The organism is Limosilactobacillus rudii (genome assembly GCF_014145455.1).
GTDB classification, from domain to species: Bacteria; Bacillota; Bacilli; order Lactobacillales; family Lactobacillaceae; genus Limosilactobacillus; species Limosilactobacillus rudii.
On record NZ_JACIVB010000033.1, the window covers coordinates 65,246 to 90,010 of the forward strand.

At 37.0% G+C, this 24,765-nt stretch carries 23 protein-coding genes and 3 tRNA genes; 17 read left to right on the forward strand and 9 right to left on the reverse strand.

Annotation, left to right across the window (positions count from 1 at the left end; translation table 11 throughout):
- Positions 1-44 precede the first annotated feature (44 nt).
- Both H5S39_RS02210 and H5S39_RS02215 read left to right on the forward strand, forming a co-directional pair.
- Positions 45-1,778, forward strand: coding sequence for an ABC1 kinase family protein (locus H5S39_RS02210; protein ID WP_182595340.1), 1,734 nt, complete (start codon positions 45-47; stop codon positions 1,776-1,778).
- Position 1,779: 1 nt separating this feature from the next.
- Positions 1,780-2,601: a YdcF family protein gene (locus H5S39_RS02215; RefSeq protein WP_182595339.1), complete on the forward strand. Its 822-nt coding sequence runs from the start codon at positions 1,780-1,782 to the stop codon at positions 2,599-2,601.
- A gap of 77 nt (positions 2,602-2,678) precedes the next feature.
- Here H5S39_RS02215 and H5S39_RS02220 read toward each other — a convergent pair whose 3' ends face one another.
- Positions 2,679-3,071 (reverse strand): VOC family protein, encoded by a 393-nt coding sequence (locus H5S39_RS02220; RefSeq protein WP_182595338.1) that lies wholly within the window; start codon positions 3,069-3,071, stop codon positions 2,679-2,681.
- A gap of 147 nt (positions 3,072-3,218) precedes the next feature.
- Here H5S39_RS02220 and H5S39_RS02225 point away from each other — a divergent pair, with 147 nt between their 5' ends.
- A complete protein-coding gene (locus tag H5S39_RS02225) occupies positions 3,219-5,732 on the forward strand; it encodes an excinuclease ABC subunit UvrA (RefSeq protein ID WP_182595401.1) in 2,514 nt (837 codons plus the stop codon).
- A gap of 46 nt (positions 5,733-5,778) precedes the next feature.
- On the opposite strand, the gene H5S39_RS02230 is transcribed toward H5S39_RS02225, so the two are convergent.
- Both H5S39_RS02230 and H5S39_RS02235 read right to left on the reverse strand, forming a co-directional pair.
- Positions 5,779-6,462: a TVP38/TMEM64 family protein gene (locus H5S39_RS02230; protein ID WP_182595337.1), complete on the reverse strand. Its 684-nt coding sequence runs from the start codon at positions 6,460-6,462 to the stop codon at positions 5,779-5,781.
- A 5-nt stretch (positions 6,463-6,467) separates the two neighbouring features.
- On the reverse strand, positions 6,468-7,715 hold the full coding sequence (locus tag H5S39_RS02235; RefSeq protein WP_182595336.1) for a DUF2075 domain-containing protein: 1,248 nt from the start codon (positions 7,713-7,715) through the stop codon (positions 6,468-6,470).
- A gap of 166 nt (positions 7,716-7,881) precedes the next feature.
- Between H5S39_RS02235 and H5S39_RS02240 the strand changes: the two genes are divergently transcribed.
- From H5S39_RS02240 to H5S39_RS02265, 6 genes are all read left to right on the forward strand, one after another.
- The gene (locus H5S39_RS02240) at positions 7,882-9,657 is read left to right on the forward strand and encodes a 1-deoxy-D-xylulose-5-phosphate synthase (RefSeq protein WP_182595335.1); all 1,776 of its coding nucleotides are present in this window, start codon (positions 7,882-7,884) and stop codon (positions 9,655-9,657) included.
- Positions 9,658-9,767: 110 nt separating this feature from the next.
- On the forward strand, positions 9,768-10,049 hold the full coding sequence (locus tag H5S39_RS02245; protein WP_182595334.1) for a type II toxin-antitoxin system Phd/YefM family antitoxin: 282 nt from the start codon (positions 9,768-9,770) through the stop codon (positions 10,047-10,049).
- Positions 10,050-10,201: 152 nt separating this feature from the next.
- Entirely contained in the window at positions 10,202-11,935 is a 1,734-nt protein-coding gene (locus tag H5S39_RS02250; RefSeq protein WP_182595333.1) for an LPXTG cell wall anchor domain-containing protein, read from the forward strand.
- A 280-nt stretch (positions 11,936-12,215) separates the two neighbouring features.
- Positions 12,216-13,607, forward strand: coding sequence for an amino acid permease (locus H5S39_RS02255; protein ID WP_182595332.1), 1,392 nt, complete (start codon positions 12,216-12,218; stop codon positions 13,605-13,607).
- A 116-nt stretch (positions 13,608-13,723) separates the two neighbouring features.
- Positions 13,724-14,575 (forward strand): DNA/RNA non-specific endonuclease, encoded by an 852-nt coding sequence (locus H5S39_RS02260; RefSeq protein ID WP_182595331.1) that lies wholly within the window; start codon positions 13,724-13,726, stop codon positions 14,573-14,575.
- A 143-nt stretch (positions 14,576-14,718) separates the two neighbouring features.
- Positions 14,719-17,025: an Aq_aa27 family P-loop NTPase gene (locus tag H5S39_RS02265; protein WP_182595330.1), complete on the forward strand. Its 2,307-nt coding sequence runs from the start codon at positions 14,719-14,721 to the stop codon at positions 17,023-17,025.
- A gap of 61 nt (positions 17,026-17,086) precedes the next feature.
- On the opposite strand, the gene H5S39_RS02270 is transcribed toward H5S39_RS02265, so the two are convergent.
- Positions 17,087-17,353, reverse strand: coding sequence for a DUF454 family protein (locus H5S39_RS02270; protein WP_182595329.1), 267 nt, complete (start codon positions 17,351-17,353; stop codon positions 17,087-17,089).
- A 113-nt stretch (positions 17,354-17,466) separates the two neighbouring features.
- Between H5S39_RS02270 and H5S39_RS02275 the strand changes: the two genes are divergently transcribed.
- From H5S39_RS02275 to H5S39_RS02295, 5 genes are all read left to right on the forward strand, one after another.
- Positions 17,467-17,910 (forward strand): DUF3290 family protein, encoded by a 444-nt coding sequence (locus tag H5S39_RS02275; protein ID WP_182595328.1) that lies wholly within the window; start codon positions 17,467-17,469, stop codon positions 17,908-17,910.
- Between the two features lie 9 nt (positions 17,911-17,919).
- The gene (locus tag H5S39_RS02280) at positions 17,920-18,558 is read left to right on the forward strand and encodes a DUF421 domain-containing protein (RefSeq protein WP_182595327.1); all 639 of its coding nucleotides are present in this window, start codon (positions 17,920-17,922) and stop codon (positions 18,556-18,558) included.
- A 95-nt stretch (positions 18,559-18,653) separates the two neighbouring features.
- A complete protein-coding gene (locus tag H5S39_RS02285; RefSeq protein WP_182595326.1) occupies positions 18,654-19,526 on the forward strand; it encodes an alpha/beta hydrolase in 873 nt (290 codons plus the stop codon).
- Positions 19,519-19,674, forward strand: coding sequence for a hypothetical protein (locus tag H5S39_RS02290; protein ID WP_182595325.1), 156 nt, complete (start codon positions 19,519-19,521; stop codon positions 19,672-19,674). The genes H5S39_RS02285 and H5S39_RS02290 overlap by 8 nt, the downstream gene beginning before the upstream one ends.
- Before the next feature lie 104 nt (positions 19,675-19,778).
- The gene (locus H5S39_RS02295) at positions 19,779-20,261 is read left to right on the forward strand and encodes a nucleoside 2-deoxyribosyltransferase (protein ID WP_182595324.1); all 483 of its coding nucleotides are present in this window, start codon (positions 19,779-19,781) and stop codon (positions 20,259-20,261) included.
- Between the two features lie 70 nt (positions 20,262-20,331).
- Here the strand turns inward: H5S39_RS02295 and H5S39_RS02300 are convergent, their stop codons facing one another.
- Both H5S39_RS02300 and H5S39_RS02305 read right to left on the reverse strand, forming a co-directional pair.
- Positions 20,332-21,147, reverse strand: coding sequence for an HAD family hydrolase (locus tag H5S39_RS02300; protein ID WP_182595323.1), 816 nt, complete (start codon positions 21,145-21,147; stop codon positions 20,332-20,334).
- 58 nt (positions 21,148-21,205) lie between these two features.
- Positions 21,206-21,556 (reverse strand): LapA family protein, encoded by a 351-nt coding sequence (locus H5S39_RS02305; RefSeq protein WP_182595322.1) that lies wholly within the window; start codon positions 21,554-21,556, stop codon positions 21,206-21,208.
- 205 nt (positions 21,557-21,761) lie between these two features.
- Here H5S39_RS02305 and H5S39_RS02310 point away from each other — a divergent pair.
- Positions 21,762-21,833 (forward strand) — tRNA-Arg (locus H5S39_RS02310).
- Between the two features lie 104 nt (positions 21,834-21,937).
- Here the strand turns inward: H5S39_RS02310 and H5S39_RS02315 are convergent.
- Positions 21,938-22,792, reverse strand: a complete 855-nt coding sequence (locus H5S39_RS02315; RefSeq protein WP_182595321.1) for an alpha/beta hydrolase — start codon at positions 22,790-22,792, stop codon at positions 21,938-21,940.
- A 312-nt stretch (positions 22,793-23,104) separates the two neighbouring features.
- On the opposite strand from H5S39_RS02315, the gene H5S39_RS02320 reads away from it, so the two are divergent.
- Positions 23,105-23,755: a DsbA family oxidoreductase gene (locus tag H5S39_RS02320; protein WP_182595320.1), complete on the forward strand. Its 651-nt coding sequence runs from the start codon at positions 23,105-23,107 to the stop codon at positions 23,753-23,755.
- 88 nt (positions 23,756-23,843) lie between these two features.
- The gene (locus tag H5S39_RS02325) at positions 23,844-24,197 is read left to right on the forward strand and encodes a hypothetical protein (RefSeq protein WP_182595319.1); all 354 of its coding nucleotides are present in this window, start codon (positions 23,844-23,846) and stop codon (positions 24,195-24,197) included.
- A gap of 341 nt (positions 24,198-24,538) precedes the next feature.
- Here H5S39_RS02325 and H5S39_RS02330 read toward each other — a convergent pair.
- Positions 24,539-24,610 (reverse strand) — tRNA-Gln (locus H5S39_RS02330).
- Between the two features lie 40 nt (positions 24,611-24,650).
- A tRNA-Val gene (locus tag H5S39_RS02335) sits at positions 24,651-24,723 on the reverse strand.
- Positions 24,724-24,765 lie beyond the last annotated feature (42 nt).

Consider the following 24,765-nt stretch of genomic DNA (forward strand, 5'->3'; position numbering starts at 1 on the left):
TTAAAATGATAAAATAGAAGAAAATAAAGGAGGAACGATAATAAATGACCAGTAGTGAAGAAGAGATTAAAAAGTCTGCCCGCCTTCGCAAAATTATGCAGGTAATGCGAAAATACCATTTTGTTAGTAACTTCTATCATCAGACTAACCCCCAGGCAATCTGTCAAGCATTACAAGAACTGGGACCTACTTTTATCAAGCTAGGGCAAATTTTATCCACCCGCCCCGACCTAGTTTCGCCAAGCTATATTAAAGAATTACGGCAGTTACAGGATCAAGTCAAAACAGATCCTTATTCGGTGGTTGAACAAACCTTTAAAGATGAGACGGGTAAGAATATTGATGAAGTATTTGCTAGTTTTGAACAGACTCCCTTTGCCTCAGCCTCAATTGGGCAGGTTCATCATGCAAAGCTTAAAGATGGCACAGCAGTTGTGGTAAAAGTTCAGCATCCCGAAGTAGGAGCGCTGGTGAATACGGATCTTGCACTGTTAAGAAAAGCGGTCATTTTATTTAAATACGTTCCCCAAGATATCGCGGTTGTCGACCTTAATAAGGTAATCGATGAATTGAGTGCTTCGTTATTAAGCGAGGTTAATACTCTGGATGAAGTGCGTAATGGAGAAGAATTTTACAAGCTTAATAATGGCAATGGTCCGATTCGTGTTCCCAAAGTTTATGCAAAGTATTGTGCGCCTAAAATTCTTGTCAACGAGGACATGCCTGGTAAAAGTATTCGCTACTTATTTGGTAAGGACAACGATAATCCGCAAGTCGTAAAAAATAATCATGATATTGCGATTACGCTTGTCAATAACTTTTTGAAGCAGGTCTTTGTTGATCACTTTTTTCATGCTGACCCTCATCCTGGTAATATTTTAATTTACAATATGCCGAATGATAATAATGATCAAGATTTTTCCGCAGTAAAGCATATAGAAAAAACAATTAGTAACACAACCATAACCTATGAAAAACAACAGGAGCTTCCTAATTATCGAATTGTTTATCTTGATTTTGGAATGATGGGGCAACTAACTCCAGCAATGGCAAATAGTATTGCTAATATTGTTATTACGATTAATACGAAGGATACTCGTAAAATTGGCAAGGCGGTTTTAGCAGTTTGTAATCGCACTGGTGACGTGGATGAAAATGCATTTTATAAAGAGTTAGGAGCATTTATTCAACCTTACTTTTCAACTGGGCTGGGAAATATTGATTTTGTAAAAATGCTTTACCAAATTGTCCAATTATGTAAGAAAAATCATTTGCAGATGCGCGGTGAAGTAACGATGCTAATAAAGGCATTTGGAACTCTTGAAAGTTCGGTAGCACGACTGGACCCGGAAATTTCAATGCTTGAAGTTGCTCAATCATTTGGTCGGCGCTATTTAAAACGTAATTTTAATTGGCGTTCAGCGCTAGATAGCAACTTAATGAACCTCTTTTTGGCAGGACAAGCAAGTAGTAAGTTTCCAGAAAAAATTAATGAACTGATCGACACATTTGTTAGTGGGGATGCTAAGGTTGACCTCCAATATAAAAATGAGCAGCGGGTTCTTAAACAAATAGAACGGCTCATGAATCGGTTTATGATTGCTATTATCTTGGCTGCGGTAATTCTGGGGTCTTCACTATTAGTTGAGGGGACTTCTCCTCATTCGCATATCTATCGCCTAGGGGTAAGCGGGTATATTATTGCAATCATTATAATTATTTTGCTAATCTTGACCGAGGTAATCCATCGGTGGCGAACATGGCGAAAGAAGCGATAAAATGTTTTTGTGGGGATTAATAAACATCCTAATTTGTTGTATATGCTGGGGATTAGTAATTAGAATTATCTTGATTCCGCACTTTAAGAATATCCAGGTAATTATCCATTATAATTTACTAGCATTCCTCTTAATGCTTATCAACCTTGTGATTGTATTGCCATTTTTTGGTTATCTTTTAAGATACGAATCACCAGCACATTGTATTTGGCATTTAGTCTTAATCGCCGCAATCGTTGATTTTATAAGCACTCTTAATTTAATTTTATTTTGCTGTTACAGTTTTTATACTCGTATAAAACGATGTCCAACAAATGTTTGCGATATTGTTGTGCTAGGAGCAGCAATTAATCATGGACAAGTGTCGCCTGTGTTAGCAAGCCGACTTAATCATGCAATCAAGTGCTGGCAGCAACATCAATCTGCAAGAATAATTGTATCAGGCGGTCAATCACAAAATGAACATTTATCAGAAGCGGCGGCAATGGCGAGGTACTTAGTTATGCGTGGTATTCCTGCCCAACTTATACTGCGTGAAAATCATGCGCGTAACACAAGACAAAACTTGTTGTTTACGAAGCGTTTAATAACAGCTGTTGATCGTTCAGTTGTAGTAATTACCAGTGATTTTCATGTTCTACGGGCCCGATTAGATGCGAGAAAGATAGGACTGAGCTGGTGCTTTTTAGGAACTAAAACGCCATGGCAATTTCGAACATTAACTTTTATTCGTGATTATCTCGGCGTCATTCGCGATCATTACTGCTTAGCCGGCTGTGTTTGGTTTGTGGGGATTGTTATTGCAGAATTACTATTAACGTAGAAAAATAGAGCTTCAGGACCGGTAAAGTCGACTCCTAAAGCTCTATTTTATGTTACCGAAACTTTTAAACTGTTACTTTATTTATTCTTATATACAGCAATCTCGATTAAGTTATTATCAGGATCGTGAACGTAAAGGGAAGTCATCTGCCCCTCAGCGCCATGTTTTTCAATGGGACCAGCGATGATTTCAATATAATAGCTATTTAAATGGTGGATGATATCATCTAGGTTATCCCCAGCAACGATACATAAATCTGCCGAGCCAATAGTTGGCTTAGCTGCCTTTAAATCTGTTGGCCGTTCAGCTTTTTGCAACCGAATTAATTGGTGACCGCAGCGGAGGGTAATTAGATCGTCACCGTTTTGCTCCTTTAATACCGGCATATCAAATACTTCATGGTAAAAACGCATTGATTTTTCTAAATCTGCAACCGTTAAAACGATATGGTCAATTCGACGTACTTTCATAATGTTAAACTCCCTTAAATTGAAATCAACACATCATATTATACAAGCCTATAACGCAATATGGCAAAAAAACTTGTTAGTTGTATAATAAGGTGATTGTTGTAATGAAAGTTAATAAAATTATCACGCGAAAGGGGTAAATTGATGATGCAAAATACTAAACTACCAACGCAAATTGAAGTACGTGGTGGACGAGTACATAACCTAAAAAATATCGATATTAACATCCCCTTACATAAATTTGTTGCCATTTCTGGACTTTCTGGTTCAGGTAAAAGTTCATTAGCAATGGGAATTTTGTATGAAGAAGGATCGCGTCGCTACTTAGAAGCCTTGTCAACCTATACGCGACGGCGAATCAAGTTAGGAGCGCAAGCAGATGTTACAAGCGTTAAGCACATTCCATCTGCTCTGGCATTAAAGCAACGACCATCGATTCCCTCAGAACGGGCAACTGTTGGTACAATGAGTGAAATGCTAAATGTAATTCGTTTGATTTTCTCTCGATTAGGATCACCGGTCTGTCCCAATGGTCACCGATTAAAGCCAAGTTTGCAAATTGCGGAAGCGATGAGTAAAAATGGTGACGAGATGGGACGATTGACCTGTCCGGCCTGTGGCAAAAAGTTTTACGCATATAGTGCAGAAGATTTTGCTTTTAATTCTGATGGTGCTTGCGAGCGGTGTCATGGTACAGGTATGGTGCGGACGCTTGACGAAAGTAAGCTGATCGGGGACGAAAATCTAAGTCTAGCTGATGGGGCAGTTGCTTCTTGGCATTTACCAGGACGTAATTTTATGCCTAGTGTTGCTGAACAGGCCGGGGTGCGGATTCATGTTCCGTATAAGGATCTAACAGCCAAAGAAAAAGATTTTGTATTAAATGGGCCGAAGAAAAAATTTAAAATGGATTTTCGTTCTGGAACGGGAAGGGTCTTTCATGATTTTAATGCTCTTTATGAAAATGCACATGAGGCAGTATTAGCATCGGCCAAAAGCAGTAAAAGCGAACGAGCTCAAAAACGAATTAGTGAGTTTTTCCATTACTCCGTTTGTCCTGTATGTCATGGATCACGACTAAAGCCAGAACTTTTGCGACAATTAGCAGGAGGGCTGAATATTGCGCAAGTCAGCAATCTTACTCTTGGTGACTTACCGCAGTGGAAGGAAAAGGTGCTAGCAACTCTTCCAACAAATATGGATAAAATTGCTACATCCCTGTTTAAAGAATTTGATGATAATCTTCGCCCGTTATTAGAGTTGGGACTAGATTACCTTACGCTTTCACGTAATGGTAATTCTTTATCAACAGGAGAATTACAGCGGATCCAGCTTGCACGAACCTTGCGGACACAAACAACTGGTGTTCTTTATATCTTAGATGAACCATCAATTGGTCTGCATCCTGATAACATTAGCGGTTTATTAAATGTTTTCAAGGAATTAGTCGCTCAGGGCAATTCTTTAGTCGTTGTTGACCATAGTGTCGATATCATAAAAGCTGCTGATTGGATTATTGAGATTGGACCAGGATCAGGGGCCCAAGGAGGAAGAATTCTTACTGAAGGCACACCAATAGCAATTGCAAAGAATTCAAAGTCAAAGATTGGCCCATATTTAAATGGGACTGCAAAATTGATTAGTCGCCCATTAGCAGAAAAAGCGGCAGATCAAAATATTTCGTTTGAAGTAAAGAACTTTTATAACCTTAAAGATGTAAAAGCTACGATTCCAGTTAATCGATTAACAGCAATTACCGGTTTTTCGGGGGCAGGAAAGACCAGCTTAATTCTAGATAGCCTGGTACCTGCAATTAAGGCTAAAGCAGCAGGAGCTAATTTACCTAGTCAGGTAACCACATTAACAACGCCATTAAAAGAAGTTGTCAGTGTTGATGCTGCACCAATCGGCAAAACAAACCGCTCAACTGTAGCTACTTACACCAATATAATGGATAATTTAAGAAAACTTTTTGCTGCTCAACCGTTAGCAAAAGAAAAGCATTACACGCCATCCTATTTTTCATATAATAATAAACAAGGAGCTTGTCCTACATGCGGTGGTGCTGGGGTAGTAACCTTAGATATTCAATTTTTGCCCGATATGCAACAGACGTGTCCTACTTGTAATGGTGACCGGTATAATCATGAAGTTCAAAAAGTTAAGTGGCATGATTATTCAATCGTCGACCTACTAAAGCTTGATATTCGTTCAGCAATTAAAGTATTTGCTGACGTACCTAAGATCGAACGTGAATTGCAATTGCTTGATGAAGTTGGGCTTAGCTATCTTCATCTAGGTGAAAGTACCCCTAGTCTTTCTGGCGGGGAAGCACAGCGTCTAAAGTTAGTTAAACACTTGAATCATAATCAAGATGAAACATTATTTGTCTTTGATGAACCGACAATTGGACTTCATCCGCTTGATGTAAAAACTCTTCTTAGTGTTATGCAGCAATTACTTGATCGTGGCGCAACGATTGTTACCATTACTCATGACTTGAATCTAATAATTAACGCAGACCACATGATTGATTTAGGTCCTCGTGGGGGACGAAATGGTGGAAAAATTGTCGCTCAGGGTACACCTTTAGAATTAGTTAAAAAGCCGACAAGTTTAACAAGTGAATATCTTGCAAAATATTGGCATAATTTTCAATAAATAAAACGAGATCAAACGACTTATTGTCATCTGGTCTCGTTTTTGTTTAAGCATTTTCTTCGTGGTATTGCCAAATCTTTTTAATAAGCAGGTAAAAGCAAAGAAGTACTAAAATAGCAATTCCTACACCAACTAAACGTCTGATATTTCCCTTGAAAATAGCATCCCCACCAAAGGCATATAAGAATGAGGTAGGAGCCATTCCAACAATAACCATTGCTAAATAATGCTTCCGATCAACATCTAATTGTGCTCCAGCGTAATTTACCAAGACACTTGGTATCACCGGAATCATAAAGCCAATGGTTAGAGCAATTAAAGGATGTTTCTGATGAAGAAGATAGCGGAGTAATTTATTCTTTTTAACCCTTTTTGATAAATCGATTTTGCGGATAATACTCATAACAGCGCAATTACCTAAAATATTTCCCGACCAATTAATCAAAAAGCCCCCGATTGGCCCATAGCAAAGCCCAGCAAAAATGCAGACAACCGAATTAGACATTCCTGGAATAGCATTTAAGATCCCGATTAAAGTAATCAGTAAAAACATATCAGTAAAGCCATGACTTCTAATCATATGAAGAAGTTTTGCCTTATTATGGGCATTGAGGTCGATAAGTAATTCGATGTCTGGCTTATAGGTACGGTAAATAAAATAAATAACAATTACTGCTAATAAAATAGCTCCAACAATTAGCCAAGTTTTATTTAAGCGGCGCTCTTTCATTGCTTTCACTCCTCCTTAGGAAGTTTAAATCCTGCTTCGCGAAATAGGGAAACCAAGGAGCAACGCAAAAGAGGATCGTGTGCATATAGATATGTTCCATAAACACCCCGTTTAAATAGGACATTTAATGAATTCATAATCATTCTTTTTTCAATAGCCTCGATTTCGGCAGGGTCTGTTAAATCATCCCGTTTCTTAAAGGCTTCAACATCAGTATACTTATCAAGATTTACTTGGAGGCGGTCAGTCTGGGAAATTTGACTAATTGGCGGCCCAATAATGATCCCCGTATAATTAAGGTCAAATCCCTGACAAGTATAGATCGAACCAACTTCATTGATTGTTCGAGGAATTTCCGCCCAAGGAGTCGTGGTGTAATTATATTGATCCCATGGCATCTTGAAATCGCCCTCTTCAATATAATGTTTACCCCCATCAAGAGTTGACGGATAACCAGATGTCGACAGTATCCGTGATAATCCCACTTCATTATTACGCTGAATGATCGCTTCTCTCATCTTTTCAGCACTATCGTAAATTCGAAAGTCATAGTGATCGCGTGCGGAGGAGGGAAGCGGTCTTAGTTGATAGTTTGTAAAATCATTAAACCATTTAACTAAGTCATCACTAGCCTTCATTCGAAACATGTGAGTAAGATAATAATCTTTGTGTGGATATTGATGAGTAATTGCTTGCAACCGTGCTGGTGTCCACAGACTTTTCATTCGTAATACCTGGTACTGGTCAAAGACAATTATAATGACTTTTGCGCGTTTAATAATTTCAATAAGCTGATTGTCGTGGTAAAAATTATTATAATGGTCAGCCTTTGAGAGAAGAAGATGTGCTTCATCAATAATAGCAACATCAATTGTTTCGTTTCTTTTGTCTAATGAATTAATTAAAGACGTTGGTCGAACAAAATCTTTCTTATACAATTCCTTGATTGGTCCAGCAATCTCTTTATAAACTTTAAGGATTTCTGGATGATTTACCAAAAAATAATTATTAGTATGGTAAAAGGGAGAAGAAGGTTGGGTGCGGGCTGCCTTTTGTAAGCGATCAAATAACTGTGATAATACTACGCTTTTTCCGGTACCAGCATCGCCGTATATTGTATAGATTGCAGGATTGTTCGTATGTAAATGCTGCTTAGTAAAATCTAGGATGTTTTCAACAAGAACTTCTTGTTCATCAGTTAAAGTTTTAAATGGTGAGATTTTATTAATTGCGGCGTTATCAATATTTTTCATAGCTACTTCCTTTTTAACGGTTACTCTTTATTTATGGTATCGAAATGAAGTAAATTCGTCAATTTGAACACAAGGGGAATTTACGCACTGCTTTAGAAAGTGTTAAAATGGTAAAAGCAATAAAATACTAATTATTTCAATGTAAAATTAAAAAGGAGTGGAATAGATGAATCTGCATCCTGATTACCTTTTAAATGAAGTTAATGAACCAAGTGATATTAAACAAATGTCAATTGATGAATTAAAACAATTAGCACGGGAAATGCGTCAACTAGTTTTAGAACGCGATGCTAAAATTGGCGGACATGTCGGTCCTAATCTTGGTGTAATGGAATTAACACTTGCCTTTCACTATGTGTTTGATTCACCCCATGATAAAGTGATTTGGGATGTTTCGCACCAAAGCTATGCTCATAAAATGTTGACTGGTCGTAAAATGGGCTTTTTAGACCCCGATCACTATGAAGATGTTACCGGCTATACATCTCCAGAAGAAAGTGCTCATGATTTCTTTGAGGTAGGACACACCTCTACGTCAATCTCCTTAGCTGTGGGGATGGCCCAGGCCCGTGATTTGATTCGTCCACAGTCGCATAATAACATTATGGCAGTTATTGGTGACGGGTCCTTGAGTGGCGGCCTAGCTTTTGAAGGCTTGAATAACGCAGCTAAGCTTAATTCTAATTTGATTATTTTAGTAAATGATAATCAAATGTCAATTGATGAGGATCAAGGCGGTCTATATAAGGGCCTTAAAGAGTTACGCGATACTAATGGTAAGTCGCCTAATAACATTTTTAAATTTATGGGCCTTGATTATAAGTACGTGGCTGATGGTAATGATTTGCAAACGATGATTGATACTTTTAAGGAAATTAAAGATATTGACCATCCGATTGTTTTACACGTCAACACATTAAAGGGAAAAGGATATAAGCCCGCGGTCGAAGAAAAGATGAAGTATCATTGGCGCGCACCATTTGACCTTAAAACTGGTGAAGATAAGGTTACTTCGAATGATGAATCTTATAGCGACGCAGTATTAGCAGAATTAGACCGTCAAATTGATGATGGTAAACCAGTTGTTGCCATAAATGCAGCTATTCCTGGAGCATTTAACCTTGGTAAGTTTAAAGCAAATCATCCAGACCGCTATTATGATGTTGGCATTGCTGAGCAGGATTCAATTACCACGGCGGTTGCGATGGCACAAGCGGGTGCGCGTCCCGTTGTCTTCCAGAATAGTACATTTTTACAACGAGCATATGACCAATTGATCCACGATATGGCATTAAATGATGCTCCAGTTGTAATGATTGTTCGTGGCGGCTCAATTTCTGAAGGATCAGCAACTCATCAAGGGACGTTTGATATTTCAATGATTAGTGATTTGCCAAATATTGAATATCTGGCCCCAACCAACGTTGAAGAAATGATTTCAATGCTTCGGTGGGCAATTAATCAAACGGATGAGCCAGTGGCAATTAGACAACCTGAAAAGCCTTTATTGCATGGTACGCCTACGCAAAATGATTATAGTACGATCAAGTACGACATTGCTCATCAGGGGAGCGAAGTTGCAATAATGGCGGTTGGCGACTTCTGGGAACTAGGCGAAAAAGTAAGGAAAGAATTAAAGGAAAAGCTTAATATTGATGCTACCTTGATTAATCCAAAATCAGTTACGGGAATCGATTCGGACGTACTTCATCATTTGGCAGAGAATCATGACGTTGTCGTTACGCTTGAAGATGGTATTCTTAGTGGTGGCTTTGGAGAAACAATTGCTCGGTATTATGGACCTAAAAATATGAAAGTCCTTAATTTTGGGGCACCCCGCGAATTTGCAGATAATGTTCCAACTGAAGTAATGTACGAATGGTACCACTTAACGCCAAAACAAATTGTGGATGACGTCGAACGAGTTATTCACTCATTATAAAAGAAACGCTGTTATCGCAGGCTTTATGGCTTGTGGATAGCAGCTTTTTAGATTTAAATTTATTTTGCATTGGCTGTACAATAAATAAAAGCAAAGGAAGAAGGAATCGCATGAAAGCTATAGCATATTCTAATTTTCGCAAAAGTTTAAAAGATTATTTTAAACAAGTTAATAATAATAGTGAGCCGTTGATTGTCACTAATAAAAATCCTGAAGAAAATGTTGTTGTCATATCTAAAGAGGATTTTGATGCAATTATGGAAACACTAACCATTAACTCAAATGACTACCTGATGCAAAAAATTGCTCGCGGCGATCAGCAATTTAAAGCTGGAAAATTCAGCCAACATGAATTAATTGAGGACGATACTGACAATAAGAGATCACTATAGATAATTAAAAGTCAGTTATGAGCTGACTTTTTTCTTTTGGGAAACGTTTTGAGTGAATAAGAATTGAGAATTATTTTTGAATTTAAAAGTGCAAATAACTCCTTTTTACGTATATATATCTATAGAGTCATTTAAAAAGGAGTTATTTTATTATGAATTTGAGAAACAGGACACCACTGTCAAACACTTACTTCTTGGGGTTAGCGACCGCCTCTGCAATTATTACATTAGGACTTAATAATCCGTCTACTTTAGCAGATGTATCTGACCAGCCGACAAATTTGGCTAAAACGGTTGCAACTGATAGTATCCCTCACACCGAGAGAGTGCAGATAAAGCGGGTTATTTACTTTCACTTACTAAGTGGATCACAAAAAGTGGAACAAGTGTCTTATGCTCACCGGCAAGTATCTGGCAACACTACCACTAAATGGACGATTGAGCCTTTCAATGATGTAGCTATTCCGCGACAGGCACGTTTTAAACCTTCTCCAGCAAAAATCCCCGTAGTCACAGAAGTAGATGACCTTTCCTATTTTAACCAACCAATTGATATTTTTTACCATCCCCTTGCTGACGACGAGAAAGATGAATATACCAGTCAACAGACGAATAAAGTGAACAATAAAGATGATGAGACTCAAACTGATCATGACGATATACTAACTAAAGATGAGCAGGTGGGAACAGGAGAAGTCAAAAGTGTAGACGACGAGTCGCAAAGTGATGAGGTTCCGTATTCAGATGCTGCCACCAACACTACTGAAATTGTGACTAAAGATGAGGCAGTGCAAAAAGATAATCAGGGAATAGATGCGTCAACGATAATAAATGTGCTTGAGCAAGCTAACCAAGAAACGCAAACTAGTATTATTACTAATGATCAGGGAGTTGGCGATGGTGAAGTGACAACTAAGGATACTGGGATCGGTGATGATGACTATCTATATAAGGAGCAAAATACGCAAACCGATAGTCTTAAAATTCCTCAAGCTGATGCTTCATCAATGACTGACCATGTCGATTTAGTTGATACTGGAGTTGGCGATGAAGATATTAATACGCTTGGTCAAATAGAGAATGGTGAATCTAAGGTTACAACAGGTTCACAAACAGAAGAGAATACTAAAGAGACCGGTACTGGAGATGATCAGTTCACTGCGAATGTCACAGATGAAGAAAGTCAGACAACAGATGTTACTAAAGATAGCAAGGCAAGTCAGACAGATAATCAAAGCTTGAGAGATTCTGAAACACAAACAATCAAGCCGTCGTTAGTCGATCATGAAACTAGTATGGAAGTAGCTAACAATGATTGTGGTATCCAAACAGATCTATCTTATGAAAGTAAGGATCATGAAACGCAGACAGATCCGAATACAGTAGAAAAGGGCCAACAAACAATTACGATAGCTAAAGAAGACGTTGGCATTCAAACAACTGCGATTACAAAGCAAAATACCAGCACGAATACTGATTATCAACAAGTTAATACTACTACTCAGACAAACGGCGCTAATAATGCCAATCAGGTAAATAGCGGGGATGATCTTGTAGAAGAAAAAGCATTCGATATTAAAGCACCGACAGCAGATGATGGTCAATCGCAATTAGACCGTAATAATAAACAACCAGTTGTAGAAGAAATTAACGATGATGATTTAAGAAAACATCACCATAAAGGATTACATGAACGAGTAACAGCGGCCAATAATTCATTAGCTTCCGTTATGGATAAAGCAAAAATGCAACGGCGAAAGCATCTTCCGCAGACAGGTAATGATACTGATACACTGACTACGTTGATTGGGATAGGAATTACGTTTTTAGCAGCGGGGATGAGTCTCTTTTCATTACATAAACAAGAAAAATCTAAAATTAAATAAAGAAATTTTAAATAACTACTTGCATTCTTAATTTTCTAATAGTATTCTAATGTTATTGAAAAACGAATGGAGGAAATTAAAATGCAACTTTATAATCAATCTGTAATTCATCATCTAACCTCCACCTCAACCACAACAACAATCACCGTGGTTGAGTAGTTTTAATATCTCTTAAATCTGTTAGCAAATAGCTATCCAGAACGCCTCAACCACTTATCATATTGACAAGGGTTGTATTAGGGACGTATTGGATAGCTTTTTTATTTGAAACGAGGTTAGTATGATGGATAATCAAAAAAAAGAAGTTAAATTAAATCGCACGATGACGCCAGGCCAAATGGAAATGATTGCTATCGGTGGAACAATTGGTAGTGGTCTTTTCATGGGGGCAACGTCAACTATTAAATGGACTGGACCTTCTGTTCTGTTAGCGTATGCCTTTGTTGGTCTTGTTTTGTATGGCGTTATGCGAGCGTTAGGTGAAATGATTTACATTAATCCGGGAACCGGGTCCTTTGCGGATTACGGTTCAAAATATATTCATCCACTGGCTGGATATTTAACAAAATGGAGTAATGTCTTCCAGTTCATTATTGTTGGAATCTCAGATATCATTGCAATGAGTCAATACCTAAATTACTGGTGGCCGAACTTGCCAGATTGGATTTCAGGATTAGTTATGATCACTATTTTGACACTTGCTAACCTGGCTTCAGCCAAAGCTTATGGTCGCTTGGAATTCTGGTTTGCGATGATTAAAGTGGTAACAATTATTGTAATGATTATCTTAGGACTGTTAGTTATTGTCCTTGGTTTCGGTAATAATTGGCATCCTGTTGGAATATCTAATTTATGGTCTCACGGTGGGTTCTTTACGGGTGGCTTTATGGGCTTCATGTTCTCACTGTCTGTTATCGCTGGTTCTTACCAGGGAATTGAGTTGCTAGGAATTACTGCGGGTGAAGCGGCATCTCCACGACACGCAATTGTTAAATCAGTTAAATCAGTTATCTGGCGAATCTTAATTTTCTACATTGGTGCTATCTTTGTAATTGTTTCCATTTACCCTTGGAACGAATTAAAGGCAGTTGGTTCACCATTTGTAGAGACGTTTACTAAAGTTGGAATTACTGGAGCAGCTGGTATTATCAACTTTGTCGTTTTAACGGCAGCTTTATCCGGGGCAAATTCTGGTATTTATAGTGCTAGTCGGATGCTTTTCAAATTATCCGTTGATGGTGAAGTACCAAAAGTCTTTAGTAAGCTTTCGAAGCGAATTGTCCCTAATGTGGCTATTTTGACGATTGCCTTTTGGATTTTCCTTGGTTTTATTGTTAATATGCTTTTATCAGCGTTTAATTCTGCATCTGCTAATATTTTCGTTATTGTTTATAGTTCTAGTGTTCTTCCCGGAATGGTTCCATGGTTTATCATTCTTATCTCTGAGCTTAACTTCCGGCGTAATAATCCGGTTGAACTCGAAAATCATCCATTTAAGATGCCGTTTTATCCAGCCTACAATTACTTTAGTTTAGCTTCGTTAACAGTTATTCTGCTTTTTATGTTCTTTAATCCAGATACGCGGATTTCAGTAAGTGTAGGAGCAGTCTTCCTAGTTCTTATGAGTGTGATTTATAAATTAAGGGCAAGTAAACAAAAGAAAATAGCATAAAGATTAATACTTCTAAAGCATTTATTGTTTTAGGAGTATTTTATTTTGGTTAATAAAATGATAAAATATGTTCACGAACGTACGTTTATGTTTATAAAGAAAGGTATAATTATCACATGCGATTTCGATTCAATAAGAAAACCCAGTATTTAATCCTTGCAGTTATTGCTCTTCTTGGGATTGGTGGCTTTTCTCAACAACCGGAGAAGGGAAATGCTGCGCCGCAAGGGATTCAACGTCTTACTTCATGGAAGCATAAAGACTACAGCAATCATTCTTCTTCTCTTACACCACCAACTCGTGAACAGGCTCAAAGCGTTTTATCCACTGGTGTCCAACAACAGCTCGGCGCTTCGAATATTAAGTGGAATGGGGCTGGGGCATTTATTTTAAATAATAATCAGACTAATTTAAATGCAAATATTAATAATGCTCCTTATGCTGTAAACCGTCGCGATTCCCGTGGTCGTGCATGGCAGGGCGATGCTTGGCTTAATCGAACAACACGGCAATATCGCAACCGTAACGAAACTGGCAATGGTGCGACTAATTGGAAACCAGCTGGCTTTTTACAAGCACATAATTTAAAAGGCGGGATTTCCCATGCTTATGATCGTGGCCATCTTCTTGGCTACGCATTAGTTGGCGGTATTCGCGGCTTCAACGCCTCAGAAGCTAATCCAGCAAATATCGCAACACAGACTGCATGGGCCAATGAAGCGCGCAGCAGCTCGTCGACCGGACAAAACTATTATGAAGGCCTTGTTCGTAAGGCTCTCGACCAGAATAAGCAGGTTCGCTATCGGGTAACCGATATTTATGATGGAGATAATCTTGTTCCTGCAGGCGCCCATATTGAGGCAAAATCAAAGGACGGTAGTTTACAATATAATGTTTTCGTCCCAAACGTCCAACGGAATATATCCATCAATTACGCTACTGGAGCGGTAACAGCAATTAATCAGTAAATATGAGACTGAGAATTATTAATTCTTGGTCTTTTTATTTATAAGTAGTTCAGTCTAATGATTATTTTTCCGCAGTGACTTGCAAAATTATAGTAAATAAACGAAAATAAAAGAGTTAATATGTTTAGAAAAGGACTACGCTAATGACAGATTCAGATCTTAAAAAGATTCATATTGTTTTTAATGGCCAGGATACTCCACCATTAAAGATTAGTCAGCTTTTTGATGCTAAAAAGTTCAACCGGATGACAGGAGTAACTGGCAACATTACAGCTGATTTTATTAATCAATATTTAAGTAAGTTTATTAAACTTGAGCTTGCACTTAGTACGCCAGAAAATTACGATGTTAAGACTGGTGATGATGTGATTACTAAGGTTGCACTGACAAATGCCTTACTTGCTGCTGCAAACAAAAAGCCGGCAAAGGTTTTTGAAGCGCTTACTAGTGATAATCAGGCAAATGTCTTAAACAGTCTTTTTCAGGTGTCAATTGCACCTACCCAAGCTATCCATTCTCGTTTTTACCTGCTTAGTAATTCTGAAACACATGATACAAGAGTTATTTTAGGAAGCCTTAATTTAGATAGTTCTTCATTTGATGCTCAACAAAATCAGTATGAAGAAATCCTTGTCTTTGATAATGATATTCGCCTATTTCAAAACCTTGATAGTCATTACAAGAACGATATTAAACCCATTCTTAGGCCATTCTTTACCGAAAACCTTTTAAAAGCTGCTCAAGAGCAAATTGATGAGAGTATGAAAGATGCTAAGGGAGGGAAAAATGCTGTTGTTATCCTCGACAATGAGGTAACTGACCAGATCGCCGCAGCTGACATGACAGACTTAATTAGTCATGATGTTCAAAAGCAAATTGATGAAAATAGGATTCCCGCAATGATTACCAAGACAATGCGGGATATTACCACAAATCGCTCTCAGGCTAAAGAAGAAGCAGAACGGCAAATCCAGCAACATGATACTATCTACACTTTGCAAAAGACTGCTGTTTCTCCACGTGCTGCTAAGCCTAAGTTAAAGTCACGTGAAAAGATTTATAAGCAAGTGCAAAGTGCCTTAATCAGTGGAATGACACCACAACAACGGTCAGCTGAAAAGAAATATACTACATTCCTATATGACCGGCCAATGGAACGTAACTTAGTTAACAATAATAGTGGCCTATACGTTCCTAATGATACAGGTACCCACCCGATTCCATTTGGAAAGGTTGCGACAATTAGCCAAATTCGTGATGGTCTAAAAAGCATTGATGCTGTTTTAAAGGGGTACCAACAATATGTCGTCGATTATAATGATGATTACGGCAAACGCTTTTATGAGGCAATATTATATAGTTTTACTGCACCATTTTTATGGGAAATTCGGGCTAAAGCAAGTCTAAATCCCGAAGATGGAAATGATATTCCTAATTTCTTAATTTTGGGAGCCACAGCTGGTTCTGGAAAGTCCACCTTATTAAGAATTATTAATCAATTAACATGGAATACTGACCGTTCTTTGATTGATTTTGGGACCATCTATCCCACTGAAACTCCACAAAAGAAAGCCAAGACAGTTGATGCGATTGAACATTACATGAAACTAGGCAGTTCATATCCTGTTCTAATGGATGAAATTGAACCATACTTTTTCCAACAAGACCAATATAGTCGACATTTAGTTGTTGACACGATGAACGAATTAGTTAACAATCCACATGCAATTGCGCCTTTAATTGGAACGACTAATTATGATTCTGGTTTTACAATGCTTCGCGAAACGGCACGGCGAACTTACTACCTTCAAATTGATAAGGTCATTGATGAACAACAAAAGGGTGAGGCTAATAAGTATATTTATAATGTACGGCAGACCTTAAATAATACATTATTCAAAGACTTTGTAATGCGAATGGCTAGTCTTCTGGAAGATGATGATACGCCATGGCGCTCCTTTGATGAAAAGACCGGGAAGCTTGACTTTCTAGCCAATACGCGAAAACTCTTCCGTGATTATTATAAAATGGCTGATATAGAAGTTCCGCCATACTTTGCAGATGAAATTTGCGACGACTTTAAGGAAAGTTCGCGAAATCGTTGGGCAAAACTGTACCTAACTCAAGAAGAAGACTTTAAATACCGGCAACAGGATCGTAGCTTGTTATTTGATATTTCAAAGTTAAACACATTTAATGGCTTTACTGCGGATAGCATTGAGAAATATCGAAATGCTTTACCAATTGAGTTGTGTGTTGATGGGATCAATGGTAAGCGTGGAAAATTTGTAGAAATTAAAGCTGATGAATTCTTTAACTGGATTGGCGAACGTAACCCATATAGTCAAAGCGAACCAACAGTTATAAGTGAAGATACGACTACAGCTTCTTCAATTGAGCATCCGGCAAAGGAACAAAAGAAGGGCTTTTGGGCACGATTATTCGGTTAACATTTTGCAAAATTAAAAGGTCTAGCACAATGAATAGCTTCATTCTAGACCTTTTCTTATACTATTTTTTTGTATTTTGTACGGCCTGTTTTTGACGTGATGCCAAGGAACCAAATCGATTTAATAACGGTTTAGCGTACTTTAAGTACAACGGGTTGTGTAAGAGCCAGTTATGGAAACGAGGAGATACTTTGGCAATACACCAAATTGTAAGGAGGAAAAATGGTATCTGCGGAATAACTGGAAGTAGTGTTCCGATTATTCCACCAATAAGTGAAAGACTACCTAATAAAATCCAAGCAGCCTTTAATAGTAGCTTTAAGATCATTAAAAAGCCTCCTTCTTTCTGTGCTAAAGTTATTCTTATTTTAACATGCGTAACCATAAAACTGTTGAATTAGCTCTTTAAATTTTTATTATAATTCGAAGGGAATAAGTAAATTGACATTTTATACTATTAATTATTTAAATACCCACCAGCATATGAATCAACTATTCAACTATATCGCGATTATTACATTTATTGTGTTAATTGCAATAATGGGATTAATGTATTTTCGTCATCGTTTAGTTACTCGTTACCGTGATTTAGGGATTATTTTTTTCTTACTATTGCTACTTTTTATTGGTTTTCAAATTACCGATATGGAGAAAACCACTACTCAGCAGTCCCAAACAACCCAAATGATTCCTTTTATAAAGGCGGTTGCGCGTGATCATAATGTTTCGCCGCAAAAAGTCGTTGTTAATTCAACAACTTTAACAGATGGTATTTTAGTACGGATTGAAGACCGGGATTATCGTGTTAACCTAAGTGCAACTGGCGACAACTACACTCTTACAAGGGCGCACGTTGTTAATCACCAAGTAAATTTAATGAAGTAGGAGGAACGCATGGATAATTACTCACTAATCATTATTAAGTTTGTACTCGGAATGCTATGCTTGATTCTTCAAATCAACCTGTTAGGAAAAGGTAATTTAGCACCTACGTCCGCAATTGACCAGGTTCAAAATTATGTTCTTGGGGGAATTATTGGCGGAATTATTTATAATAGTGATATTTCAGTTCTTGAGTTTATTATGGTCTTACTTATTTGGACTCTGATTGTTTTCTTAGTAAAATTTGCTAAAGACCACAACGCATGGGTTCGGCGAATTATTGATGGACGACCACAGATTTTAATTCAAAATGGTCAACTATTAGTTGAAAATTGTATGCGAGCGGGAATTACTGCTAATGATTTAATGTTTCGCTTACGGGGTCACGGAATTTATGAAATATCAAAAGTAAAAAGCGGAATTTTGGAGCAGAATGGTCAGTTAGTAATAATTGAAAATGATGAAGATAATGTCCGCTTTCCCTTAATAAATGATGGTCAAATAAACATTGATGTTATGGAATTAATTCACCATGATGAACAATGGGTTTATGAACAAATTCATCAAGCAGGTTATAATGGCATTGAGGATATTTATCTTGGTGAATATATCAACGGCAAACTAACATTAATCGCGTATCCCAAAGTTTAATAATCACGAAAAACTTCAGTGGACAAAATGTCTTACTGAAGTTTTTTCGCGTATAATGAGAAGTATGGTGAAAATGAAATATAAAAAGAGATGATTTGATGAAAAAATTAAAAATCATTGGAATGAGTTTAGGTGGCATTATTCTCGTTGCATTTGGAATCCAAGGCTTCTTAATGCATAGTACGCCGGCAAAAGCTTTATCTTCCCAAGAGTATCGAAGCGATATTGAATATTCAGCAACGCCAACTCTGCTAATTCCAGGCTGGGGAGGAAATGCGACCACTTATGATAAATTAATTAAGTATTATCAGCAAAAACATATCGCACAAAAGGTATTGACCATCTGGGTAGCTCCCAATGGTCGAATTTGGACAGAAGGAAAATTTAACGGTCAAAAAAATGCATTAATTCAGGTCCTTTTTACATGGAACTATAATTCAACTTATCATCCACAAGTAAAGCAACTTACAAGTGTCTTAAAGTACCTGCATCAGCATTACAATATAGATAAGACTAATGTAGTTGCCCATTCTTACGGGGGAACCGAATTTATCCATGCCTATATGAGTTCAAAATATTTACAACACCATTTACGGTTGAATAAACTTGTTTTTCTTGGTGTTCCCGTCGAAGAAAGCTTAAGTGATCAGTTAAAATATCGATATCATTTAATTAATAAATCAACGGATAAAAATTTCCAAGAGCTATTTTTGCAAATGAAAAGATGGCAATTAAATTATACGGTAAAAATTTATAACTTAATGGGGAGTGAGGAAGGAGATAAGACAACCGATGGATCTGTTCCCCATATTCAATCTGAAATGTTAAAGGCATTGATTAAGACACATCCTTCAGTCGAATATCATCAAAAAGTTTACCCGAAGACAACTCATTTTCAATTACATAATCGAACATCAATAATAAAGCAAATTGCTAATATTTTATGGAAGAAGGATACAAATGAATAAAGAACATGGTCAAGTGACTGGCCTAATTTGGCGAGGAGCAACCGACCTAGCAATCTATCAACAACTTAAAGAATATGCTGAGAATAAAAATGTTTCAGTAGCAGTTGCCGCCAAACAACTTATCAGCCAAGCCTTGAAGCAAAATTAGGTGTTATTAATGCTAATAATTTGCTATTTTAATTGATCTTTGGTTAGAAGAGGTATTTCATGATAAAATTTAAAATGAACAAAAAATAAAGGAGAGTTCATTTAATGACAAGTCAAAAGAGTAAGACTGTTTACTTCTGTGCTGGTTGGTTTACGGACAAGCAAAATAAAGCTTACGAAGCGGCCATGGAAGCAATTCAGGCTAATTCTACTGTGGATGTAGAAAATTCGTATGTGCCACTCCAACACCAATATAAGGGATTACGTGTAGATGAACATCCTGAGCTTCTTCAAGATCGTGAATGGAGTACTGCTACTTATAATGGTGATAGAGTAGGTGTTTCTACTGCTGACATGTTATTAGCAGTTTATATCCCGGAAGAAGAGGATGTTGGAATGGGCGTTGAATTAGGAATGGCACGAGCTCTTGGTAAATATATTATGGTGGTTATTCCTGATGAAGACTTTGGTAAGCCGATTAATTTAATGAGCTGGGGGATCGCTGATAACTTTATTAAGATGTCACAGCTTTCAGAATATGACTTTAATAAGCCATCTTACAATTTCTACGATGGCGGGGTATATTAAAATAATAACGACTAAAAGATAGACTGAGAAGTTATGCTTTTTGGTTTATCTTTTTAGTTTACATAATGTTTTAAATTCTTTGAGATAAAAAGCATTTTTCAATTTCATTTAGCACACCATCATGGTTATTATCAAGTAAGGTTATACCGTCAGCCACTCTTAATAAATCTGCTGTCGCATTCTTCATCGCATAGCCATAGCCAGCTTCTTGCAACATCTCAATATCGTTAGAAGTGTCACCAAAAGCCATTACTTCGTTCATATGACCGTTAAATGCACCTTTAACTAACTGTTTTAGCCCGTTTGCTTTATTTACTCCGGCAGGGAGAATATCAATGCCATAAGCGCCGCTGTAAGTTGCTTGAATATTATCTGCGTTTAAGCGTTTAACATAGGATTGAATTGTTGATTGAGCAAGTTGCTTTCTAAACCAGCTAATATTAAGGTTATAGATCGGTTCATTAATTTCTTGGAGATTATCAAAGTAATCATGATGAGGGTAGTAAGGAACTGGAACATCACGATATTGACTTGCGATAAAGGTTTGCGATTCTCCTGACAGTGATAAAATGTCTGGCGTTGGAAAGGACTTATCAATAGTAGTTAATAATAATTGTAGTGTTGCTAATGAATGAGGCGTTCCCGTGATTGGTTGACCATTAATAATAATTCGTCCACCGTTTTCTGCAACAAAATTTTTTATCAGCGGACATGGTTTAAATATGGAAGTTAAGGCATCATAACTATTTCCACTGGCTATAATTACGTGATATCCGCGTTGAGTTAGTTTTGCAACATCCGTGTTGAAACGCTTAATATTAAAATGATCTTTATCATCTAAGAGCGTTCCATCAACATCTATTGCAATAAAACGATATTTATTCATCTAAATTCTTTTCCTTTCAAAAAAAGCGGTCATTCATATTGTTGACCACTCCAAATTCTTATTTTGTTGTTAGTGACTGTTTTTCTAATTCTTTTATTTGCTGCTGCAAAGATACATTTTCTTTTTGCAACTGATCAATGCTCTTTTGATACTTTTTAAGTTCATCTTTACTAACTTTAGATGCCTTCAATTCTTTTAGTTCTTTATCTGCTTTTAAATGTGTTGAAAATGAGAGAAGGTAGATAATAGCAGCACCAATTAATAAGCAAACAAAGATAAGCAGCACAAGTGGCATTCGTACATGCAATCCAAGTAGGTTTACTTCAGCCGTTGTTGTATTAAGAAGAGCAAAAATAACAATGATAATTAAAAGAATAATTGAAATAATGGTTGTTGATTGTTTTTTCATTAGTAGAATATCTCCCTATAACAGTATACCGTATATTATATTAAGTTTTGAAATAAGGGTAAAGGTGGTTAAGCCTAAAATAGGCAATATCGCTATATAGTACGCCCAGATAGATAGATTTTAAGTGTAATATTTCATTATTTTTTAGATAAATTGACAAAAGTACTTTTATTTTATAATAAATGAGTTAAAATATAATTATTGAGCGCCCTTAGTGTAATGGATAGCACATGAGATTTCGGTCCTCATGATCCGAGTTCGACTCTCGGGGGGCGCATTTTTAAGGAATTATATAAAAGGAAGCACCTATAAAGCGCTGATGTACTAACGTTTTATAGGTGCTTTTGTCTAGTTGAATAGGTTGCTAATTACATAGTTTATTTAGTCTAAATACTGCTTTAAGAATGTCAATACAATCTTAAACACTTCCGGTTGCATAAATGCGACATCCATATGACTAGCACCATTTATTTCGTATAGTTCTGCAGGAACATTATTTTCTACCAATTTTTCATATAGTCGTTCACTATCCTTAATTGGTACAACAACATCTTTTGTTCCGTGTAAAATCAAGAAGGGAACGGTGTTTGCATTTACATAGGTGAGGGGGTTAGCAGCTGAATCGAGGTCAGGAGCTGTTTCTGGTTCTGCTCCTAAAAGATTACGATATACAAAATCAAAATCGTTAGAGACACTGCCTTCTTTTGCTGTTAGTGGATCAACTACACCATAAAATGGGATTGCAGCTTGAACGGCACTCGAATACTTAAGATTATCTCCCTTATCAAACTGAGTAAGTCCATTAGTCACACCGAGCATACTAGCCATATGACCACCTGCAGATTCGCCCATCGCTACAAAGCGGTTTGGATCAGCTTGAAAGCGCTTAGCATTAGCTCTCATATAACGAATAGCAGCCTTAGCATCTTCTAATTGACCGGGAAATTGGACTTTGTTACTATCGCGATATTCAACGCCAACAACAATATAGCCATGGCGGGCAAAATCTACTAAGTTAGGCAAATGAACATTATGATCAGTATCCATCCAGCCGCCACCAGCAAACCAAAAAATTACTGGATATTGCGTATCATCGTTAGTTTGAAAATGACGAATAACTGATAATTTGAGATCACGTGTCGTATTACCAAGCCAACCAGGAACTTGCGTGTATGTGATATTTGAATCTAGCCATAATCCGTCACGAACTTTGTCAATATTAATTGTATGTTTCATAGCAAAAGCTCCTTTAACTAATAAATAATTCAGCCTAAGTATTACATAAATAGCGCCAAATATAAAATCTTTTAAATGCTGATTATATTTACACAATTTAATTTACAAAATACAATGCATAATTAGTAAATAGAGATTTACGAAAATATGATCCTATTGGAGGGCTTTTTATTTCGGTAGAATTAAAACTATAATTTTAATGACAGGTTTAAAAAGTCTAAATCAATCCCTATTACAATATTGATGCTGGTATCTAGCCTTGTTTTATGGTTAGATTAATACTAAAGTTAAATAATTAAGGAGCGACTATTAATGGAAATTAAATATTGGGCAGATATTGCTTGTCCTTATTGTTATGTCGGTATTACACGTTTAGCAAAAGCATTGAATGAATTAAAAATTGCGGATCAAACATCGTTACAATTCATGTCGTTTCAATTAGATCCAACATTACCAATGACAACAAAGCTAACAATGCCTGATTATTACGCTAAATCCCATAAAATATCTAAAGATCAAGCATTAGCACAGCTTCATAAGATTGATCAATTTGCTGCTACTGCTTCTTTAACTATCAAAATGGAAAATGCTATTCCAGTAAACACGCTTGCGGCTCATCGCTTAATTAAATACGTAGAGACCTTAAATGATCAACGACTTCTAAACCAAACTATTAATCAACTATATCAGCTTTATTTTGTTGCGAATAAATCGATTGCTAATAATGACATACTTACTTCAAGTATGACAAAACTTGGCTTGGATGCTTCAGAAGTTACGGAAATTCTTAATTCAAATAAATATGAAGATAAGGTACGAAAAGATGAACGTCAAGCCTTTATGATTGGAATGCCAAGCGCCCCGCTGTTTGTGATTAATAATAAATATTCAATTACAGGAGCGCAGCCGTATGAAGTCTTTGTTGAGTCATTGAAAAAAATTAACCAAGGAAGAACTAATTAATTTTTCGACTTAAATAAGCCCTTCTCAGTACCATTTTATTTAATAATTTAAAACGAACGGGTAAAATATAGTTGAGGAGGTTTTTCTTATGAAGATGACAAAAATAATCGTTGGTATTATTATGATTGTACTTGCTATTATTATTTTAGTTCAATCAATTGTAAAAGGATTTGGCAGTCCTGATGCACTCGTTCGAATCTATGGCGGTACCGCTGAATTAATAGTTGCCCTTTTGTATCTTGCCTCAGGGATTGTTTACATTGCTACTTGTGGTATAGATGGTCTTGGTGGTGATATTGCTGGTTTAGCAATGATGTTAATTAGCTGGGTTTTAGGGTTACTAACTTTTAAAATCTATTTAACACTACAATTATGGGCATGGTTAGCTCTTATTATCGGAGTTGGCTTTTTTGTTTGGCACATCATATTGAATCGAGAATAAATATCCTGCAATTTGGGGAGTGGGAAAGAACTAGCTTGTCTAAGTTCGTCTTCCCACCCCCGCAAGGATGGCTACGACGCGCAGCTAGCCTATTGAGGTAAGTCAAAATGCTGATTTATCAGTGTTTGACCTACTAGCCAGCTACTGCGCTGTTGCAGTCTCATCTTTAAAATAGTGAAGAGGTCGGGTTGTTGCCCGGCCTCATTTTGTTTTAAATTTAAAATAAAAACCGAAAGATGATTGGTTTCCGTCTTCGCTTAAAACTTTTATATTACAATCAATTAATAAATAAAACAGCTCATGCCAAAGTCCAGACACGAGCTGCTCATTTATTCTATATATTGGGCTAGCTGGATTCGAACCAGCGCATGACGGTACCAAAAACCGTTGCCTTACCGCTTGGCTATAGCCCAATTATAATACAATTAAAATAAAACATTATTTAATTGTTAATGGAGGATACAGGGCTCGAACCTGTGACCCCCTGCTTGTAAGGCAGATGCTCTCCCAACTGAGCTAATCCTCCAAAAGTGACCCGTGCGGGATTTGAACCCACGATACCAGCGTG

Coding starts and splice junctions, on each gene's coding strand:
- H5S39_RS02210 (WP_182595340.1), top strand. CDS start 45: ATGACCAGTAGTGAAGAAGAGATTAAAAAGTCTGCCCGCCTTCGCAAA.
- H5S39_RS02215 (WP_182595339.1), top strand. CDS start 1,780: ATGTTTTTGTGGGGATTAATAAACATCCTAATTTGTTGTATATGCTGG.
- H5S39_RS02220 (WP_182595338.1), bottom strand. CDS start 3,071: ATGAAAGTACGTCGAATTGACCATATCGTTTTAACGGTTGCAGATTTA.
- H5S39_RS02225 (WP_182595401.1), top strand. CDS start 3,219: ATGCAAAATACTAAACTACCAACGCAAATTGAAGTACGTGGTGGACGA.
- H5S39_RS02230 (WP_182595337.1), bottom strand. CDS start 6,462: ATGAAAGAGCGCCGCTTAAATAAAACTTGGCTAATTGTTGGAGCTATT.
- H5S39_RS02235 (WP_182595336.1), bottom strand. CDS start 7,715: ATGAAAAATATTGATAACGCCGCAATTAATAAAATCTCACCATTTAAA.
- H5S39_RS02240 (WP_182595335.1), top strand. CDS start 7,882: ATGAATCTGCATCCTGATTACCTTTTAAATGAAGTTAATGAACCAAGT.
- H5S39_RS02245 (WP_182595334.1), top strand. CDS start 9,768: ATGAAAGCTATAGCATATTCTAATTTTCGCAAAAGTTTAAAAGATTAT.
- H5S39_RS02250 (WP_182595333.1), top strand. CDS start 10,202: ATGAATTTGAGAAACAGGACACCACTGTCAAACACTTACTTCTTGGGG.
- H5S39_RS02255 (WP_182595332.1), top strand. CDS start 12,216: ATGATGGATAATCAAAAAAAAGAAGTTAAATTAAATCGCACGATGACG.
- H5S39_RS02260 (WP_182595331.1), top strand. CDS start 13,724: ATGCGATTTCGATTCAATAAGAAAACCCAGTATTTAATCCTTGCAGTT.
- H5S39_RS02265 (WP_182595330.1), top strand. CDS start 14,719: ATGACAGATTCAGATCTTAAAAAGATTCATATTGTTTTTAATGGCCAG.
- H5S39_RS02270 (WP_182595329.1), bottom strand. CDS start 17,353: ATGATCTTAAAGCTACTATTAAAGGCTGCTTGGATTTTATTAGGTAGT.
- H5S39_RS02280 (WP_182595327.1), top strand. CDS start 17,920: ATGGATAATTACTCACTAATCATTATTAAGTTTGTACTCGGAATGCTA.
- H5S39_RS02290 (WP_182595325.1), top strand. CDS start 19,519: ATGAATAAAGAACATGGTCAAGTGACTGGCCTAATTTGGCGAGGAGCA.
- H5S39_RS02295 (WP_182595324.1), top strand. CDS start 19,779: ATGACAAGTCAAAAGAGTAAGACTGTTTACTTCTGTGCTGGTTGGTTT.
- H5S39_RS02300 (WP_182595323.1), bottom strand. CDS start 21,147: ATGAATAAATATCGTTTTATTGCAATAGATGTTGATGGAACGCTCTTA.
- H5S39_RS02305 (WP_182595322.1), bottom strand. CDS start 21,556: ATGAAAAAACAATCAACAACCATTATTTCAATTATTCTTTTAATTATC.
- H5S39_RS02315 (WP_182595321.1), bottom strand. CDS start 22,792: ATGAAACATACAATTAATATTGACAAAGTTCGTGACGGATTATGGCTA.
- H5S39_RS02320 (WP_182595320.1), top strand. CDS start 23,105: ATGGAAATTAAATATTGGGCAGATATTGCTTGTCCTTATTGTTATGTC.
- H5S39_RS02325 (WP_182595319.1), top strand. CDS start 23,844: ATGAAGATGACAAAAATAATCGTTGGTATTATTATGATTGTACTTGCT.